Origin of the sequence: Thermoleptolyngbya sp. PKUAC-SCTB121 (assembly GCF_016919485.1) — a bacterium.
GTDB classification, from domain to species: Bacteria; Cyanobacteriota; Cyanobacteriia; order Elainellales; family Elainellaceae; genus Thermoleptolyngbya; species Thermoleptolyngbya sichuanensis.
The window spans coordinates 643,873-660,471 of the sequence record NZ_CP070366.1 but is presented as its reverse complement, the minus strand read 5'-3'; the positions used below and the strand labels follow the sequence as shown (position 1 = coordinate 660,471).

Genomic DNA, 16,599 nt, shown 5'->3' with positions numbered 1-16,599 from the left:
GATTCCAGTTTTCGTTTTTCGCTCTTCGTTTTTCGGTTTTTCTCTCGCCCCATCACTCCACTCCCCCATCCCCCTCCAGCAACGCTTTAATCAGCATACCGATGCCGACAATGAGGGCGATCGCCACGGTTCCTAAACCCAGAGGACTGGGAACCCAAAACACCGCCTCCAAATGATTCAGCTCGCCGGGTTCCAGCCTCCAGGCAAGCTGGCGATTTTCCTTCGGAAACGCTCCGCGATCGCCCACCTCCGCTGCTGGGGTGCTGTCCACGCGCCGCACCCCCCAAGGCGTGTTGAGCCTGAAATCGACATCCAGCAGACCACCGGGCGACACCAGCAGGCGGCCATCCGCTCCCCGAACGGCGAGCGATCGCAAGTCCAAATCTAAACTTAGCCGATTGCGCTGCACCAGCAGCAGGTTCGTTTCACGGACACTCATCTGAGCGGCGATCGCAGGTAGTTCCGCCAGATCTGGCCCCCAAAGCTGCCGCCGCTCCTCCGCAGACGGGTTAAAAAAGCGGTTGAACTTCGCGGCCAAGTCTTTGCCATTATTAAACGGAATGGTAATTAGCGACTCCTGCTTCGACGGGTGGCGCACCTTGCCACCCAGTTTCCGCGCCTGTCGCTCCAGGCCATCCAGCCATGCCCGCGCCGTCGATTGCCGCGCCGCCGGAATCTGCCCATCCAGCCGAATCCGCTGCACCAGTTCTCCGTGGATCTGGCTGTCGTAGGTAATGCCCACGTCGTATTGAATGCAGCCCGTCAGACAGAGGCAGAGGAGGAGCAGCGGTAGGAGGCGGCGCATGGCTGGAAATCTGGCAGGGGAACAGATGTGAGGTCTGGGGATGAGGAATGAGGAATGAGCTTAAATACAGCCCAAGGTTGTCTCATTCCAATCCTTCAACACTCTCTTGATCTCATCATCCCACCATCAACTCTCCCCAACGCATCAAAACGCCATCACGCCCACCCCAAACCTGCTGGACAACCTTCAGGACAAAAATAGTTCTCGAATTCCCGCGCTGCCAATTTCTACTGCCAGCGCTGCCAGGATAAAGCCCAGAAGCTTTGCGGCGATGGTGGTTCCGGTTTCGCCCAGCCATTTTTCAATGCGGGTAGACTGGCGCACAATGATCCAGGTCACGAACATTGATAAGACGATCCCCAGCACCACGCTCAGGCGAGCCGTAGGGCGATCGGCCATAAGCAGCGTGACGGTGGTGAGCGCACCAGGGCCTGCCAGCAGCGGCAGTGCCAGCGGCGTAATCGCCACGTCGCGCTCTTGCTCCGCCTCATAAGTGTTAATTTCTCCCTGCAACATATCCAGCGCCACGAGCAGCAGCAATAGCCCGCCCGCCACCTTCAGCGAGGCCGTGCTGATGTGCAAATAGGTGAGAATCGGCTGACCGACAAAGGCAAAACCCAGCAAAATCAGGGTGGCAACCAGCGTGGCGCGATCGACCACGCGGTTTTTTTGGTCGAGATCCATGCCCTTGGTAAGCAGCACGACGATCGGCGCATTGCCCAGCGGATCGGCTAGCACAAAGATTGCCAGAAATGTTTGCGTGAGAACGGAAATGTCCATAGGGCAGGTGCGGCGTTGTAAATCCCAGGAGGCAGGCAGGTAAGGGCGATCGCCCCAGAGAGTCCCCCCAGACTTGGAGCAGACGCTCACCAAACAGCGGGGCTTGGTTTCAACACTAGCCGCAGGTGAGAAGACCAGTCCAGGCGAAAATGCTTAAGATTTCTAAGAAGCGTTTCAACGCAATCTTCATGAAAGTTCTGTCCGCAGTTTTGGTTTTTTTTAGTAAAACTGGGCACAACCTGACCGTCTATTAATCGCTCTGCTGAGCATTTCTTCCAAGACAACCTGAGTTAGCCATAGACATTTATGGTTGAAGTTACTATAATTTCAATCATCCAGTCCTTACGCAGTTGGACGACTTCTCGCGGGCTGCGCCCGCGAGAAGTCGTCCAAAACCCAGAAAACCTATTAGAAAACCTATTACAAGTGCGTAAGTCCTGTCATCTTCAATCATCTTTAATCATCAATGACGGCTGATGGTGGCTGATGGTGGCTAATGATGGCTGAAGCTTCCTCCTCTTTCACTCGCCAACCTGGCTTATGGCTGCCTCTGCGCTGAACATTACGCCCGCAGACTACGGATTACTGACCGATCTCTACCAGCTCACAATGGCGGCTTGCTACGTCGGCGAAGACCTAGCACTGCGACCCGCCAGCTTCGAGCTATTTGTGCGGCGGCTGCCCCAGAGCTTTGGCTATCTGGTGGCAATGGGGCTGGAACAAGCCCTGGATTACCTGCAACAGTTGAAATTTAGCACGTCCCAGCTTGACGCACTGAGGGCTACCGGACTGTTTGACCATGCACCTGCTGCGTTTTGGGACATTTTGGAAACCGGGCGCTTTGGCGGCGACGTGTGGGCCTTGCCGGAGGGGACGGTCGTGTTTGCCCATGAACCAATGCTGCGGATCGAAGCACCCCTCTGGCAGGCACAACTGGTGGAAACCTACCTGCTGAACACGCTGAACTATCAAACCCTGATCGCGACGCGGGCGGCGCGGCTGCGAGATTTGGCAGGCCCCGAAGCGACGCTGCTGGAATTTGGCACGCGGCGGGCCTTTAGTCCCCAGGCTTCGATTTGGGCGGCGCGGGCGGCTCTGGCGGCGGGGTTAGACGCGACCTCAAACGTGCTGGCGGCGCTGCAACTGGGACGCAAGCCCAGCGGCACAATGGCTCATGCGCTGGTGATGGCGCTGGAAGCGCTGGAAGGCAGCGAGCAGGATGCGTTCACCGCATTTCATCGCTATTTTCCCAAAGCGCCGCTGCTGATCGATACCTACGATTCTGAGGCGGCGGCGGCCCGGCTAGCCGAGCGGATGAAACTGGAAGGGCTGGAGTTGGGCGGCGTGCGGCTGGATTCTGGTGATCTGGTGGAACTGTCGAAATCCGTGCGATCGCTCCTTCCCGGTGTTCCCATCTTTGCCAGCGGCGACCTAGATGAGTACGAAGTCGAGCGGCTGCAACAGGCGGGAGCGTCCATCGACGGCTATGGCTTTGGTACGAAACTGGTCACGGGTTCTCCGGTCAACGGCGTGTATAAGCTCGTCGAAATCGACAACATCCCGACTCTGAAAGGCTCTAGCGGCAAAGCCACCTACCCCGGTCGCAAGCAGGTGTTTCGCTTGGTGCAGGATGGACGCTTTGGGGGCGATCGCCTCGGTCTTTGCACCGAATCTCACCCCAGCGCCCAACCGCTGCTGCAACAGGTGATGAAGCAGGGCCAGCGCCTCGCTCACTCCGAACCGCTAGAGGCGATCGCCCAGCGAACCCGCGCCAACGTTGCCGCCCTCCCCTCCACCCTCCGTCAGGTCATCTGCATCGACCCCTACACGCCAGAAATCACGCCCGCACTACACAGCCTGACCGAAGAGACGCAGGCGCGGCTGCGGGGATAACCGCCGATTAATCGCTGATGCTTAGGCCGGGTCATGCAGAAAAGACAACGCTCAAATCAATCCCCTACTCCTAACCCATAGCCCCTTGCCCCTGATATGCACATCGCCCTTTTTGGAACCAGCGCCGACCCACCAACCCGCGCCCACCAGGATATTCTGGTATGGCTGGCGGATCAGTTTGATGAGGTGGCAGTGTGGGCTTCGGACAACCCGTTCAAGCTGCACCAAACGCCACTGGAACATCGCACGGCCATGCTGCGGCTCATGGTGGCGGCAATTCACCCCCCTCGCCGGAATTTGCACGTCTATCCTGACCTCAGCCATCCGCGAGCGCTGGTGACGGTGAACCGGGCACGGAGGCGATGGCAGCGGGCGACGTTTACGCTGGTGGTAGGGTCTGACTTGGTGGCGCAGTTGCCCAAGTGGTATCGGGTGGAGGCGCTGTTGCAGGCAGTGCGGCTGCTGGTGGTGCCCCGGCCGGGCTATCCCCTGCAAGAGGCGGATCTGGAGCCGCTGCGGAAACTGGGCGCAACGGTGGCGATCGCCCCCCACGAAGGCATTCCCGCCTCTTCCACCGCCTACCGCACCGACAAAGACCCACACCTGCTCATTCCTCCCATCGAGGCATATATTCACCAACAGCGCCTCTACACCTCATGCCAGGACGACACTCCCGCAAGCCTAGTGACTCCACTCCACACCAGCTAGCAGACTTCAAAGTGGGCGTGGATAACGTCATTTTTTCTGTCGATACGGAACAGAATCGGCTGCTGGTGCTGCTGGTCATGCGCGACAACGACCCCTACCTGGGCTATTGGTCGCTGCCGGGGACGCTGGTGCGCCAGGGCGAATCGCTGGAGGACGCGGCCTATCGCGTGCTGTCTGAAAAGATTCGGGTCAATAACCTGTACCTGGAACAGCTATATACCTTTGGCGGGCCCCAGCGCGATCCGCGAGAAGCGCCAAACCGCTATGGCGTGCGCTATCTGTCGGTGAGCTACTTTGCGCTGGTGCGGCTGGCAGATGCAGAACTGATTGCCGATGGGGTCAGCGGCATCGCCTGGTATCCCATGAACCAGTTGCCCGACCTGGCGTTTGACCATCAGGAAATTTTGCAATATGGCTATCGCCGCCTGCGAAACAAGCTGGAATATAGCCCCATCGCCTTTGAGGTGCTGCCCGAACTGTTTACCCTCGGCGATCTGTACCAGCTATATACCACCGTGCTGGGCGAAAATTTTTCAGACTATTCCAACTTTCGATCGCGCCTGCTGAAGCTGGGATTTTTGGCTGATACAGGAATCAAGGTGTCGCGGGGCGCGGGCCGACCCGCCAGCCTCTACCGTTTCGATGCCGATGCCTTTGCCCCGCTCAAAGACAAACCCCTGGTTTTTATTTAACATCGGGTAGCTACACAGTTCCGAGCGAGATTTCCCGACCTGGAATGCGGGCGGGCTGGGGTAGGATTTGGGAGGTTCTGCAACGAGAACGGGCAGAACAAGCTTGAAATTCAGGGCTTGAAATTCAGGAGAAATCGCGATGAAGGCTTGTGTGGTAGGCGCAACAGGGCGCACGGGGCGGCGCATTGTGGAAGAACTGGTGCGGCGAGAGATTCCCGTGCGGGCGGTGGTGCGAAATTTGGAGCGGGGGCGCGAGGTGTTGCCTCCGGCTGCCGAGTTGGTGGTGGGCGATGTGCTGCAACCGGAAAGCCTAAAAGCGGCGATCGCCGATTGTACCGTCGTGCTTTGCGCCACCGGAGCCGCCCCCAGCTTCGACCCAACGGGCCCTTACAAAACAGACCTGGAAGGCACAAAGAATCTGGTGGATGCCTGCAAGACGCAGGGCATTCAGCACGTTGTTCTGGTGTCGTCGCTCTGCGTGTCCAAGCTATTTCATCCGCTTAACCTGTTCTGGCTGATCCTGGTTTGGAAGAAGCAGGCGGAGGAATACCTTCAGCAGAGCGGTTTGATCTATACGATCGTGCGGCCCGGCGGGCTGCTAGAAGACGACCTGCCTGATGCAGTAGTAATGCAGGGCGCAGATACGCTGTTTGACGGGCGCATTCCCCGCAAAAAGGTGGCGGAAGTCTGCGTAGAAGCGCTAACCTTACCGGAGGCCCGCAATAAGATTGTGGAAGTGGTGGCCCGTCCCGATGCCCCCGCCCGTTCCTATGGTGACCTGTTTGGGGCGATCGCCTAAATCCAGGCTGGCTCATTCACTGGGTACTCCACTGGGTTACTCCACTGGGTACTCCACTAGGCACTCCACAATGCTGAACCTTCTTGCCAACTTGTGACTCTGATTCCTCCTTCTCAAACCTCATCCCCCAAGCCGCTGCCGTCCAAGCGCAGCGCCGTGACCCGCATTTTGCTGATGGGGGCGCTGGCGCTGATGGCGCTGCCTGTCGTGGAAAAAGTGATGGGCTGGGACGGGTCTCTGCCGCGGAGTGGAGAACCCGTCGGCAGCGTCACGCCGATTCCCCTGCGGATGAAGGGTGGCGATCCCTATATTCGAGCGCTAATGCGGACGATTTCTGCCAGCGAGTCCAACGATCCGCGGCCCTATTCGCTAATTTATGGGGGCGATCGCTTCGAGGATTTTTCCCAGCATCCCGACCGCTGCGTTCCCATCGTCGCGGGGCCCAATCTGGGCGATTGCACCACGGCTGCGGGCCGCTACCAGTTCATCACCTCCACCTGGCTAGAGCAGGCCCAGACCTATCACCCCAACCCGTCTGGCCTGTGGCGCTGGCGCAGCTACAGCTTTGAGCCAGAATATCAGGATGCCGTGGTCTATGCCTGGCTCAGCGACCCCCAGGCCTGGGGCGTAGACCTGGCCCAACTGCTGCGCGATGGGGCAATTGAGGAGGTGCTGTATATCCTTTCCCCCACTTGGACCAGTCTAGGCTACGGCATCGAAACCAATTCCATGAGCGCCTCGCTGCCCTATATCTACGAAGAGATGCTGAGAGAGGAACTGGCGATCGCCGGAAACTAAGACAGTCACCAGAACAGTCACCGGAACAGTCACCAAAACCCACACCAGAACCCACACCAGAACCCAGAACAATTACTAGAGCCAGATCTACGGCAAAAACCGATCCAGCGCGGCTTTCAGGGCTTCCAATTCTTGCTCGATGTTGCCATCCTGGGCAGCGCGTCCGACGCATTCAGTCAGGTGTTGGTCTAGGATGACCCGCGCCACGCGATCCAGCGCTCCCCGCACAGCAGCAATTTGCACCAGCACATCAGGACAAGGGCGGCTTTCTTGCACCATCAGCTTGATGCCACGAATATGACCCTCGATCCGAGACAGCCGATTAAGGATTTGCCGGAGCGATTCCTCGCTGTGGATGTGGGCGCGATCGGGCGTGGCGGGGTCGGTATGCAGGTGTGCGGCATCAGACTGCGGGTGGGAATGCTCAGGGCTGTTTTGCGAAAGCTTGGGGGCGGTCATGATAGGGGCAAGAAAGGTACAAAACGGACGGTGCTATGACAATTACCGACAATTACTGATAATCAGTGCCACAGAGCAGGTGATAGGGGCAGCCCATCGGCTACCCGAACTGCCTTCATCTTAGCCCAGTCCTGAAAACCGTACCGCCGCTGGACTGTCGCTGGCGAAGGGCGATCGCTAAGATATGGGATGGATGTGATGGAGCGCTGTCTGCATCAAGTGCGTTCCGGCACGCTCAGAGTTATTGCGCGAGACGAGAAATTGCCATGCAACGGGACAGGTTCATGAATGGGCTGAAGTTACAAGCGCTGCGTCGGATTGTGGCGCGGCTGATGATGGTGTTTTTGTGTGGGCTGCTGTTGCTAAATCCGCTGACCACTCCGGCCGCGTCGGCTGATGTGCCCGTGGGGGCAGCGCGCGGGAGCAGCTTTGTGGCAGCAGCGGTGAACCGGGTCGGGCCGGCAGTCGTGCGGATTGACACGGAGCGCACGGTTTCTCGAAACCTAGACCCAGTGTTCAACGATCCCTTTTTCCGCCAGTTTTTTGGCGATGGCATGATTCCCCCTGGCGGTCGCTATGAGGAGCGACTGCGGGGACAGGGGTCGGGATTTATCATCAGCGCCGATGGCACGATCTTGACCAATGCCCATGTGGTGGACGATGCCGACCGGGTGACGGTGCGCCTGAAGGACGGCCGTCAGTTTGATGGCGAGGTGCGCGGCGTAGACGAAGTGACCGACCTGGCAGTGGTGAAGATCAACACGAGCGATCGCCTTCCGGTGGCAACGCTGGGCGACTCGGACGCGGTGCAGGTGGGAGACTGGGCGATCGCCGTTGGCAATCCCCTGGGACTGGATAACACCGTCACCTTGGGCATCGTCAGCACGCTCAACCGCTCCAGTGCTGACGTAGGCATTCCCGACAAGCGCCTGGACTTTATTCAAACCGATGCCGCGATTAACCCCGGCAACTCTGGCGGTCCCCTGCTCAACGAGAAGGGCGAAGTGATCGGCATCAACACCGCCATCCGCGCCAATGCAATGGGCATCGGCTTTGCGATCCCGATCAACAAAGCCAAGGACATTTCCACTCGACTGGCTCGCGGCGAGTCTGTGCAGCACCCTTACCTGGGCGTGCAAATTGCCACGCTGACTCCAGAACAGGCGCGAGACAACAACGAAGACCCCAACGCGACCCTGATTTTGCCAGAGGTGAACGGGGCGCTGGTGATGGGGATTGTGCCCGATTCCCCCGCTGCCAAGGGCGGCATCCGTCGCGGCGACGTGATTACGCAGGTCAATGGGCAAGCCATTACCCGTGCCGACCAATTGCAAACCCTTGTGGAAAACAGTGAACTGGGCAAGCCGCTCCAGATTACCGTGAAGCGTGGCGATCTGACCCGCACGCTGTCGGTACGCACAGCAGAGCTGCAACCTGCTGGGAAGAGCAGCAGCGCCCTCCGCTAAGGCGAAACCAGCGTATTTTTAACGTATCTGACGTATCTTTAGAAAGCGGTACTTGCTGCCGCTTTCTAGCTGCTTTCTGGCCGCATGGTAGACTACCTTCTGCCTTTGGCGTTTATCGATTCTCGATTTTCGATTTGCAATTTTGGATTGCCAGTCAAGCGTCTGCGGGGCTGACACCCGTTGCACTCGTAGCGCCACCAGGGAGAATGGATATTCGACACACAAATGCACTGAATAAAGAGTGAGACGGACAAAGCCTGAGATGAACAGCGAAGCCTACAACGAAATACTGGATATTTGTGAGGAGCTGACGTATCGGGAAAAGTTTCGGCTGGCTCAGCATCTCATTCAGCTAGCTCGCAAAGAAGAGGAAGAAGCACATCCCGATCAAAAAGAATCCCGGGCCCACGACCCAGAGACAATCCAGTACGTTGCGGAACGGCTACTCAAGTCCAAGCCGACCAAAAAGACTACGTTACTGAACTCGATTGGGGCGATGTTTCAGTTCCAGGGGGGCATTTCCGAGGTAGATAAGGAACTCATTGTCTATGAGCTTCAAAAGCGGCGATATATCTCAATTGATCGAGAGGGTCGCGTCTCCTATAGGACTTCTTTTTTCGAGTAACGATGAATAACGTCAGGACTTACGTACTTGCGGTAAGTTCTCTGGATTTTAGACAACTTCTCGCGGGCTGCGCCCGCGAGAAGTTGTCCAACTGCGTAAGTCCTAAACGTATCGAGTGTATCGAGTAGATTGAACCATCGGCGGGTCAAAGACTTGGCTCAGCAAGGGGCTGGTCAGGTGCGGGCGGACGTGGGCTGAAGTTGGGAGAAGGCGATCGCCCCCAAAAAGATTACCAACTGCGTCACAACGATGCTAGGCCCAGACGGCAGGTTAAACCAGGCCGATAGCCCAATGCCTACCAGGGCGCTGACGGCTCCCAGAGCGGCCGACAGCAGCACATACTGAGCAAAGGTGCAGCTCAGCAGTCGCGACGCGCAGGCAGGAATCACCACAAACGCGCTCACCAACAGCGCCCCAATCGCCTTGATCGACACCCCGACAACGAGCGATAGCAGCACAATAAATGCCGTGCGGTGAAACTCAACAGATACCCCACGGGCGATCGCCAGCGATTCATTCAGCGTCATCAGCATTTGTGTCCGCAGCGACAGGCTGACGAATAGAACACAGACGCAAAGCAGAATGCCGCTCGTCCACAAATCAGAATACTGAATAGCCAAAATGTCCCCAAATAGGAGATTGTTAAGACCGCCTTTGTAGGAATCCACAAAACTGAGGATAATAACGGCGATCGCCAGCGATGAAGAATAGATTATGTTCAGCAGCGCGTCTGTCCACAGGCGAGTGCGTTGCAGCAAGTAATTCACGCCCAGTGCAAACAAAACTGCTGACGGCAGCAACACAATCGACGGGCTAACACCCACTAGCACGCCCAGGCTAATGCCCAGCAGGGTGGAATGGCCCAGGGCATCGCTAAAGAACGAAAGCTGTCTCAGGATCGTAAAGCTGCCCAACAGGCCGCCCATCAGCCCCGTCAGCACACCGCCCATCAGCGCCCGTTGCATAAAGGGGAACTGAAATAGCTCAATCACGCGAGTTAAATCGGCTTGCAAAGACATAGGGTTAATGGGTGAGATCAATGGGTGATGCTAGTGTATGTGTCGATACTGCACGAATTCTGAGCCGTAGGCAGCGGCCAGGTTTTCGGGAGCCAGGGCGACTTCGGGAACGCCCTGACACAGCAGACGGCGGTTCAGGCAAAGCACGCGATCGCAGTGTCGGCGCACCATTTCCAAATCGTGAGAAATTTGCAAAATCGCCCAGCCCTGCTCTTGTTTGAGCTGGTTGAGCAGGCGATAGAACTCTGACTCGCCGCGTACGTCTAGCCCCGCCGGAGCCTCATCGAGGATCAGCAGCCGCCGGGGACGCACCAGACAATAGGCCAGCAGCACCCGCTTGGTTTCGCCATCGGAGAGTCCGCTGATGGGCTGATGGCGCAGGTGGCTTGCGCCGACTCGCTCCAGCGCATCCAGCACGGTCCGATGGCGATCGCCCCCACCTGCCCACGGCCACTGCATACCCAGCGCGTCCCAGCCCAACCCCACCAATTCGCTCACGGTCATTGGAATGCGGCGGTCAAACAGCAGATTTTGCGGCAGGTAGGCAATTTGCCGCCGCACACTCATGGGCAACTTGCCCAACGGGCTGAGCGGATGCCCCAAACACTGCACATGCCCAGCCTGACGCGGCAAAATCCCCAAAATCGCCTGAACCAGCGTGCTTTTGCCTGCACCGTTTGGGCCGACGATCGCCGTGTCGGTGCCCGCCTCCAGCACAAAGGACACCTCCTGCACCGCCGCATAGGATTCTCGATACACCGTTAGCCGCTCCACGGCCAACACAACCTCTTGCAAAAGACACCTCCTGATGGAGCGCTGATTTCATCTCGGTTTTGCCCAATGGATCTGGGGCGAAGCCGATTTGAGAATGGTTATCATTCTGAACCATCTTACTAGGCGATCGGGGCTTGCTGCCACGGGCGATCGGGTGAAATGCGATTTGTCTGGTTTCCTAAACTTGGGGCGCATCCTATGCGAGTTTGCCCTCATCCCCCAGCCCCTTCTCCCAGAGCGGGAGAAAGGGAGCCAGATTGGGAGTCCCTTTCCTGCTTTAGGAAAGGAATTTAGGGTAGAGGTTACAAAAGTGGGATGCACCCTGAACTTGGGCTTTTCTAAGAGGATGTTTGAAAAGTCCTACTGTTTGTAGCAAAGCGTGCAAGATCCCCCTAAATCCCCCTTAAAAAGGGGGACTTTAAGGCGGTTTCCCCCCTTTGTTAAGGGGGGCGAGGGGGGATCTCTGAGTGCTTAACATTACAGGCGATACCTTTTCAAACACCCTCTAAGTCGTCTATGTCTATGTCGTCTATAAGAGCTAATTTATAAAGAAAATCTAAATAGAGGCAGGCGAACCTGAGGGTGAACTTTAGTCTGAAAGAGATGCTTCTGAAGCCCGCCTATGAGTCGCCTACCGGAAATCGCCAATCCCAAGCGCAAAGCCTATCCCAGTGATATGAGTGATGCAGAATGGAGCGTTTTGCAACCGCTGATACCTGCCGGTAAAGGCTTTGGTCGTCCCCGTGAAGTGGACTTTCGAGAAATCCTCAACGCAATCTTCTACGTGCAGCGTACTGGATGCCAGTGGGAAATGCTACCGCATGACCTTCCCCCGTATACAACGGTGTACTTCTACTTTTGCAAATGGCATCGCAAGGGGATTTGGCAGCAGATGCACGACCAACTCCGAGCAGACCTGCGGCAGAAAATGGGCAGAACCATAGACTCCAGTGTGGCAATTGCTGATTCCCAATCGGTCAAGACCACCGAAAAAAGGGGGGCATCTACGGTTTCGACGGTGGCAAAAAGGTTAAGGGGCGTAAGCGCCACCTCGTTGTAGACTCCCAAGGGCTTTTAATTGGGGTATTAGTCACCGAAGCGAATGCCTCAGAACGGCTTGGAGCCGTGGTCACGCTCGATGAAGCCAGCGATAAACTCTCCCGGCTTGAGGTGGTGTGGGTAGACCAGGGGTATAGCAGCAAGAAGTTTGCCCATGCAGTCCAACAGGTCTGTGGAGAACCTGTCCGCGTAGAAGTCATCAAACGAACCTCCAAGTCGTTTGAAATTCTGCCTAAGCGCTGGATTGTGGAGCGAACTTTTGGCTGGTTGAATCGCTATCGACGCTTGAGCAAAGACTACGAATTGTATTGCGAAATGAGTGAAGCCATGATCTACGGTGCCATGATTCAATTGATGCTCAAGCGCTTGGCAGCTTAGCTACTTTATAAATCAGCTCTAAAACTATGTCGTCTATAAAACTATGTCGTCTATAAAAGTTGCACGAAGCGGGGCATTCTCCTCCAAAATCATCTCTATCGAGGCGCAACCGAAAAAAAGTTGAGAAATTGGCGCAGGTTCATTAGACTTGACACCAGACCAAGCGGTTAAAATCTTCGTAAGCCGCTACACGCAGCGTTTGGGTCTGTTTCAGGGAAGTCGGGTTATGCTTTGGGCTGCGCGGCGGGTTAGGCCAGTCAGGTTTTAGGATTATGCAACAGGCAACACGGCGGAATGGCAAGCGGAACGGAAGGCGGAACCAAAGTCTGAATGAACGGTTGAGCAGCACTCGACTGCGGCGATGGGGGGCAAGTTTAGGACTGGCGGCGATGGCGGCGAACCCTACCATGATTAGCCTGGGGGCGATCGCCACCCTTGTTTCTACCACCACCGCCGCACCCGTCCAGGCTTCTACCCTAACCCAGTGGCAGTTTGACCCCGCCAGCACGCAGCTAGAAGTCACGGTGCCCGCAGGCGTTACGCCACGCACGTTTTTGCTGGCGCAGCCGACGCGAATTGTCATGGATCTGCCCAATACCGATGTGGGTGCAGTACCGGCCGGGCAGGTCTATGGCGGCGCAGTGCGGCAGGTGCGCGTGAGCCAGTTTCAGCCAGGGCTAACGCGAATTGTGATGGAACTGTCGCCCGATGCCACCCTTGCGCCAGAGCAGGTGCAACTTCAGCAGGTGGGCCCTGCGTCCAGCGGACAGATCCGCTGGGTGCTGCGTCCGGTGCTGGTGGGGGCGACGACCACCGCAACTCAGCCCGTTGCGCCGTCTATCCCGCCTGCGGAACCGTTTGGGCTTTCCGCTGCGCCGCCAGTTTCGCCAGTCGTGCCCCAGCCAGCGGCTCCGTCTGAACCAATTCAGCCGCCAGTTTCCCAGCCGCCAGTCTCCCAGCCGCAAGCTTTCCCGCCTGCATCAGCCGTTCCCCAGCCCGCGCCGCCGCCTGTCATTGCCACAACGCCGTCCCAGTCCTCTCCGATTCCGCCTGAGCTATCGGGCAGCAATACCACCGTGCGAATTCGTCGCAACGAGCTGCCATTTGAAACGCTGTTGCCAAGCGCCCCACCTGTGCCCGTTGAGATTCCGCCCGCAGCCGCAGCGACAGCACCACCCGCCAGTTCAGCCGCTGCGGCGCTGCAAACCATGCCAGCGACCCTGCAAACCACGCCACCAGGGGCGACTGCGCCCAGCGCGGTTTCGATTCCCACGCCGCCTAGCAGCAGTGCTTCTGGCGCATGGCAGATTCCCGCAACCTTGCCGCCCTCCGCGCCAGACGGGCGGCCGGTCACGGTGACGATTCCGCCCCTGGATGCGGCTCCTGCGGCTCCTGCGGCAGTTCCCAGTGCAGTTCCCAATGCAGTTCCCAGCGCGGCTCCTGCGGCGGCTCCAATTTTGCCCGATCCGCTGCCGCCGATTGCGCCTGCGCCAGTTGCGTCTACACCCGAACCCATTGTTCCGATTGAGGTGAATCGTGCGCCTGCCTCGCCCAGTCCATCGCTTCCCGTGCTGCAACCTGCGCCGGGTGTGGTGAATGAAGGCGGTTCGAGTCGCCCGTCGAGCGCCAGTCGCCTGCCTGCTGCATCGGTCGCCGCGACACCGCTCAACCCAAACGTGCTGCTGCCATCGGGCACGTCGATGATTGCGCGGTATCCCGGTCGTGTACCGCTGACGCTGAGTGGCGATCGCCCTTGGCAAGAAGTTCTTGTGTTGACAGAACCCGTGCGCGACTACAGCGGGCGCGTGGTGTTTCCGGCAGGCAGCCAGCTTTTGGGACGGTTCGAGACGAATCGCGAGGGCAGCCGCTTTGTGGCCCAGGCAGTGAGCGTGGGTGGACGCAATCAGCGAATCGAAGCGCGATCGGATCGGCTATCGGGCGATCGCCGCGTCTCTGAAGACGACATACTGCGGAATTCCGCCATTGGTGCAGGCGGGGCGCTGCTGCTGGGCCTGCTGACGGGCGGCATCGGGCTGGTGGGGCTGGCCCTGGGAGCGGGGGCTGGAGCAGCGACGACCTTTATCACTGCCCCCCAGCCTGCGACGATCCTGCCGAACCAGATTATCGAAGTCCGTCTAACGCAGGATGTGCCACGCGGCTTCTTTTAGGCGTGAAAGTAGGCGTGAAAGCAGAAGTAAAAGCAATCCAGCCATTTTGGGGGCGATCGCCCGCTGCCGCAGCGCCGCCCGATGCAGATTGAGCCTGGATTGCAAAGCTGGGTTGCAAAGCTGGATCGCAAAGCTGGATTGCAAAGATTGAACCTGGGTAGATTATGAACTGGATCAAACACGGGCTGGGGCTGTCGCTAGTGGGCACGGTGGGCATAGTGGGCATGGCGGCGATCGCCCGTGCCGAGCAGCCCCTGGGCGTGGTCTATCCCGACGACGGCCACGAAACCACCGCCAGCCGCATTTTCCTGATTGGCACGGCAGCTCCCGGCGGCGAGGTGACGGTCAACGGGCAGCCCATTGAGCGCAGTCCAGCCGGCCACTTTGCCCCCAGTTTTCCGTTAGAACTGGGCGAAAACGTCTTCACGCTGCGGCGCGGTTCGGAGGCGGTGGTGATTCGCGTGGTGCGCGTGGCGGCGGGGGCAGCGGCTCCGGTGGGCGCTAGTTTTGCAGAGGGATCGCTGTGGCCAGGGGTGGACGTGGCGCGGCGACCAGGAGAGACCGTCTGCTTTGGGGCGATCGCCCCGCCCAATGCCACCGTTTCTGTCAGCCTTGCGGGGCAGACCATTCCCCTCGCGCCCCAGCCCAGCGCCGTGGATTTGCCGCCCAACTCTGCCGTGCTGACAGACTTGAACCAGCCCGCTGTGATGGAGGCTGCCCAGCGCTACCAGGGCTGCTTGCCGCTGAGCCAGCCGATCCTCACCTACGGCAACGCAATTTCCACCGGGGCCGTGCTGCCGAACCCGGCACAGACCGTCGCGCTGGGTCAGCCAGACTATCAACTCCAGCTTCGCGGCGAAACCCTGCGCCAGACCGCTCCCGGCAGCGTGTCGCTGTTGCCGCTGCTAAACCCGCCTGTGGTGCAGGTGGTCGCTGCATCGGGAACCGCCCGCACCGGCCCTAGCACCGACTATTCCCGCCTCACCCCCCTGCCCCAGGGCACGCGAGATATGGTGACGGGGCGCGAGGGCGGCTGGCTGCGGCTGGGCTATGGCGCGTGGATTCGCGAGTCGGAAACCCAGCCCGTGCCCAATGCCGCGCCACCCCAAACGCTGATTCGTGGCGTTCGCTCTCGATCGGCTGGGGAATGGATGGAAATCGTGTTTCCGCTGCAAGCACCTGTGCCCGTGTCGCTGCATCAGGGCGATCGCACGATTGCCCTCACCCTGCACCACACCATCGCCCAAACCGACACAATCTTCGTGCCGCGCGATCGCCTGATCCAGCGCTTCGACTGGCAGCAAATTTCGCCGACCCAGGTGCAATACACCGTGCTGCTCAACTCGCGCCACCAGTGGGGCTACAAGCTGCGCTACGAGGGTACTAGCCTGGTGCTGTCGCTGCGAAACCCGCCTGTGCTGTCGTCATCGCGGCGGCAACCGCTGACGGGACTGCGGATTTTTCTCGACCCCGGCCACGGCGGCCCGGATGACCTCGGCGCTCGCGGCCCCACGGGCTATCCCGAAAAAGACGTGGCGCTGATTGTGTCCAAACTGCTGCGCGATCGCCTGCAAGCGAGGGGCGCAACGGTGATCATGAGCCGCACCGAAGACATCGACCTCGGCCCCAACGAACGCGCCGCCATGATCGTGGAACAGGAGCCACACCTCGCCCTCAGCATTCATTACAATGCGCTGCCCGACGATGGCGACGCGATCAACACCGCAGGCATTGGCACGTTCTGGTATCAAAACCAGGCGCAAGACCTGGCGGAATTTCTGCATGATTATCTGGTGGAAACGCGCGATCGCCCTTCCTACGGGGTCTTTTGGAATAACCTCGCCCTGACGCGCCCCGCCGTTGCCCCGTCCGTCCTGCTGGAACTGGGCTTTATGATCAATCCCTTTGAATTCGAGTGGATCGTCGATCCGCAGGAGCAGGAGCGCCTGGCCGATGCCCTGGCCGACGGCATCGAAGCATGGCTGCGGCAGACCACCCGCGAATAACCAGATTGATTCTCGATTAGTTCTCGATTTCGGACTTGCGATTTTGGATTTGCGATTTTAGATTGCCAGTCAAGCGCCACTCAATCTTCCAGCAACTTCATTAGCGCCACTCAATCTTCCAGCAACTTCACTAGCGCCACTCAATTAGCGCCACTCAGAAGAATTGGGCA

The 16,599-nt window shown here is 58.6% G+C and carries 14 protein-coding genes and 1 pseudogene; 10 read left to right on the top strand and 5 right to left on the bottom strand.

Annotation, left to right across the window (positions count from 1 at the left end; genetic code table 11):
• Positions 1 to 52: 52 nt before the first annotated feature.
• Both JTM80_RS02740 and JTM80_RS02735 read right to left on the bottom strand, forming a co-directional pair.
• The gene (locus JTM80_RS02740) at positions 53 to 805 is read right to left on the bottom strand and encodes a DUF3153 domain-containing protein (RefSeq protein ID WP_205370551.1); all 753 of its coding nucleotides are present in this window, start codon (positions 803 to 805) and stop codon (positions 53 to 55) included.
• 186 nt (positions 806 to 991) lie between these two features.
• On the bottom strand, positions 992 to 1,585 hold the full coding sequence (locus JTM80_RS02735; RefSeq protein ID WP_172354055.1) for a MarC family protein: 594 nt from the start codon (positions 1,583 to 1,585) through the stop codon (positions 992 to 994).
• A gap of 540 nt (positions 1,586 to 2,125) precedes the next feature.
• Between JTM80_RS02735 and JTM80_RS02730 the strand changes: the two genes are divergently transcribed.
• The 5 genes from JTM80_RS02730 to JTM80_RS02710 all read left to right on the top strand — a co-directional run bounded on the left by JTM80_RS02730 (position 2,126) and on the right by JTM80_RS02710 (position 6,475).
• The gene (locus tag JTM80_RS02730) at positions 2,126 to 3,478 is read left to right on the top strand and encodes a nicotinate phosphoribosyltransferase (RefSeq protein WP_205370550.1); all 1,353 of its coding nucleotides are present in this window, start codon (positions 2,126 to 2,128) and stop codon (positions 3,476 to 3,478) included.
• A 96-nt stretch (positions 3,479 to 3,574) separates the two neighbouring features.
• The gene (locus JTM80_RS02725) at positions 3,575 to 4,186 is read left to right on the top strand and encodes a nicotinate-nucleotide adenylyltransferase (protein ID WP_172354053.1); all 612 of its coding nucleotides are present in this window, start codon (positions 3,575 to 3,577) and stop codon (positions 4,184 to 4,186) included.
• The gene (locus JTM80_RS02720) at positions 4,135 to 4,878 is read left to right on the top strand and encodes an NrtR DNA-binding winged helix domain-containing protein (protein WP_172354052.1); all 744 of its coding nucleotides are present in this window, start codon (positions 4,135 to 4,137) and stop codon (positions 4,876 to 4,878) included. The genes JTM80_RS02725 and JTM80_RS02720 overlap by 52 nt, the downstream gene beginning before the upstream one ends.
• Before the next feature lie 139 nt (positions 4,879 to 5,017).
• Positions 5,018 to 5,677: an SDR family oxidoreductase gene (locus tag JTM80_RS02715; protein WP_172354051.1), complete on the top strand. Its 660-nt coding sequence runs from the start codon at positions 5,018 to 5,020 to the stop codon at positions 5,675 to 5,677.
• Between the two features lie 219 nt (positions 5,678 to 5,896).
• A complete protein-coding gene (locus JTM80_RS02710; protein WP_225906918.1) occupies positions 5,897 to 6,475 on the top strand; it encodes a glycoside hydrolase family protein in 579 nt (192 codons plus the stop codon).
• Between the two features lie 87 nt (positions 6,476 to 6,562).
• On the opposite strand, the gene JTM80_RS02705 is transcribed toward JTM80_RS02710, so the two are convergent.
• The gene (locus JTM80_RS02705) at positions 6,563 to 6,934 is read right to left on the bottom strand and encodes a metal-sensitive transcriptional regulator (RefSeq protein WP_172354050.1); all 372 of its coding nucleotides are present in this window, start codon (positions 6,932 to 6,934) and stop codon (positions 6,563 to 6,565) included.
• A gap of 266 nt (positions 6,935 to 7,200) precedes the next feature.
• On the opposite strand from JTM80_RS02705, the gene JTM80_RS02700 reads away from it, so the two are divergent.
• Both JTM80_RS02700 and JTM80_RS02695 read left to right on the top strand, forming a co-directional pair.
• Positions 7,201 to 8,400 (top strand): HhoA/HhoB/HtrA family serine endopeptidase, encoded by a 1,200-nt coding sequence (locus tag JTM80_RS02700; protein WP_172354049.1) that lies wholly within the window; start codon positions 7,201 to 7,203, stop codon positions 8,398 to 8,400.
• A 262-nt stretch (positions 8,401 to 8,662) separates the two neighbouring features.
• On the top strand, positions 8,663 to 9,025 hold the full coding sequence (locus tag JTM80_RS02695) for a hypothetical protein (protein WP_205370549.1): 363 nt from the start codon (positions 8,663 to 8,665) through the stop codon (positions 9,023 to 9,025).
• Positions 9,026 to 9,198: 173 nt separating this feature from the next.
• Here the strand turns inward: JTM80_RS02695 and JTM80_RS02690 are convergent, their stop codons facing one another.
• Both JTM80_RS02690 and JTM80_RS02685 read right to left on the bottom strand, forming a co-directional pair.
• Positions 9,199 to 10,044, bottom strand: a complete 846-nt coding sequence (locus tag JTM80_RS02690; RefSeq protein WP_205370548.1) for a metal ABC transporter permease — start codon at positions 10,042 to 10,044, stop codon at positions 9,199 to 9,201.
• Between the two features lie 30 nt (positions 10,045 to 10,074).
• Entirely contained in the window at positions 10,075 to 10,839 is a 765-nt protein-coding gene (locus JTM80_RS02685; protein WP_172354046.1) for a metal ABC transporter ATP-binding protein, read from the bottom strand.
• 601 nt (positions 10,840 to 11,440) lie between these two features.
• On the opposite strand from JTM80_RS02685, the pseudogene JTM80_RS02680 reads away from it, so the two are divergent.
• From JTM80_RS02680 to JTM80_RS02670, 3 genes and pseudogenes are all read left to right on the top strand, one after another.
• Positions 11,441 to 12,255, top strand: a pseudogene (locus JTM80_RS02680) (IS5 family transposase).
• Positions 12,256 to 12,527: 272 nt separating this feature from the next.
• Complete coding sequence (locus tag JTM80_RS02675) at positions 12,528 to 14,423, top strand: AMIN domain-containing protein (protein ID WP_205370546.1); 1,896 nt, start codon at positions 12,528 to 12,530, stop codon at positions 14,421 to 14,423.
• Positions 14,424 to 14,587: 164 nt separating this feature from the next.
• Positions 14,588 to 16,429, top strand: coding sequence for an N-acetylmuramoyl-L-alanine amidase (locus JTM80_RS02670; RefSeq protein WP_172354043.1), 1,842 nt, complete (start codon positions 14,588 to 14,590; stop codon positions 16,427 to 16,429).
• Positions 16,430 to 16,599 lie beyond the last annotated feature (170 nt).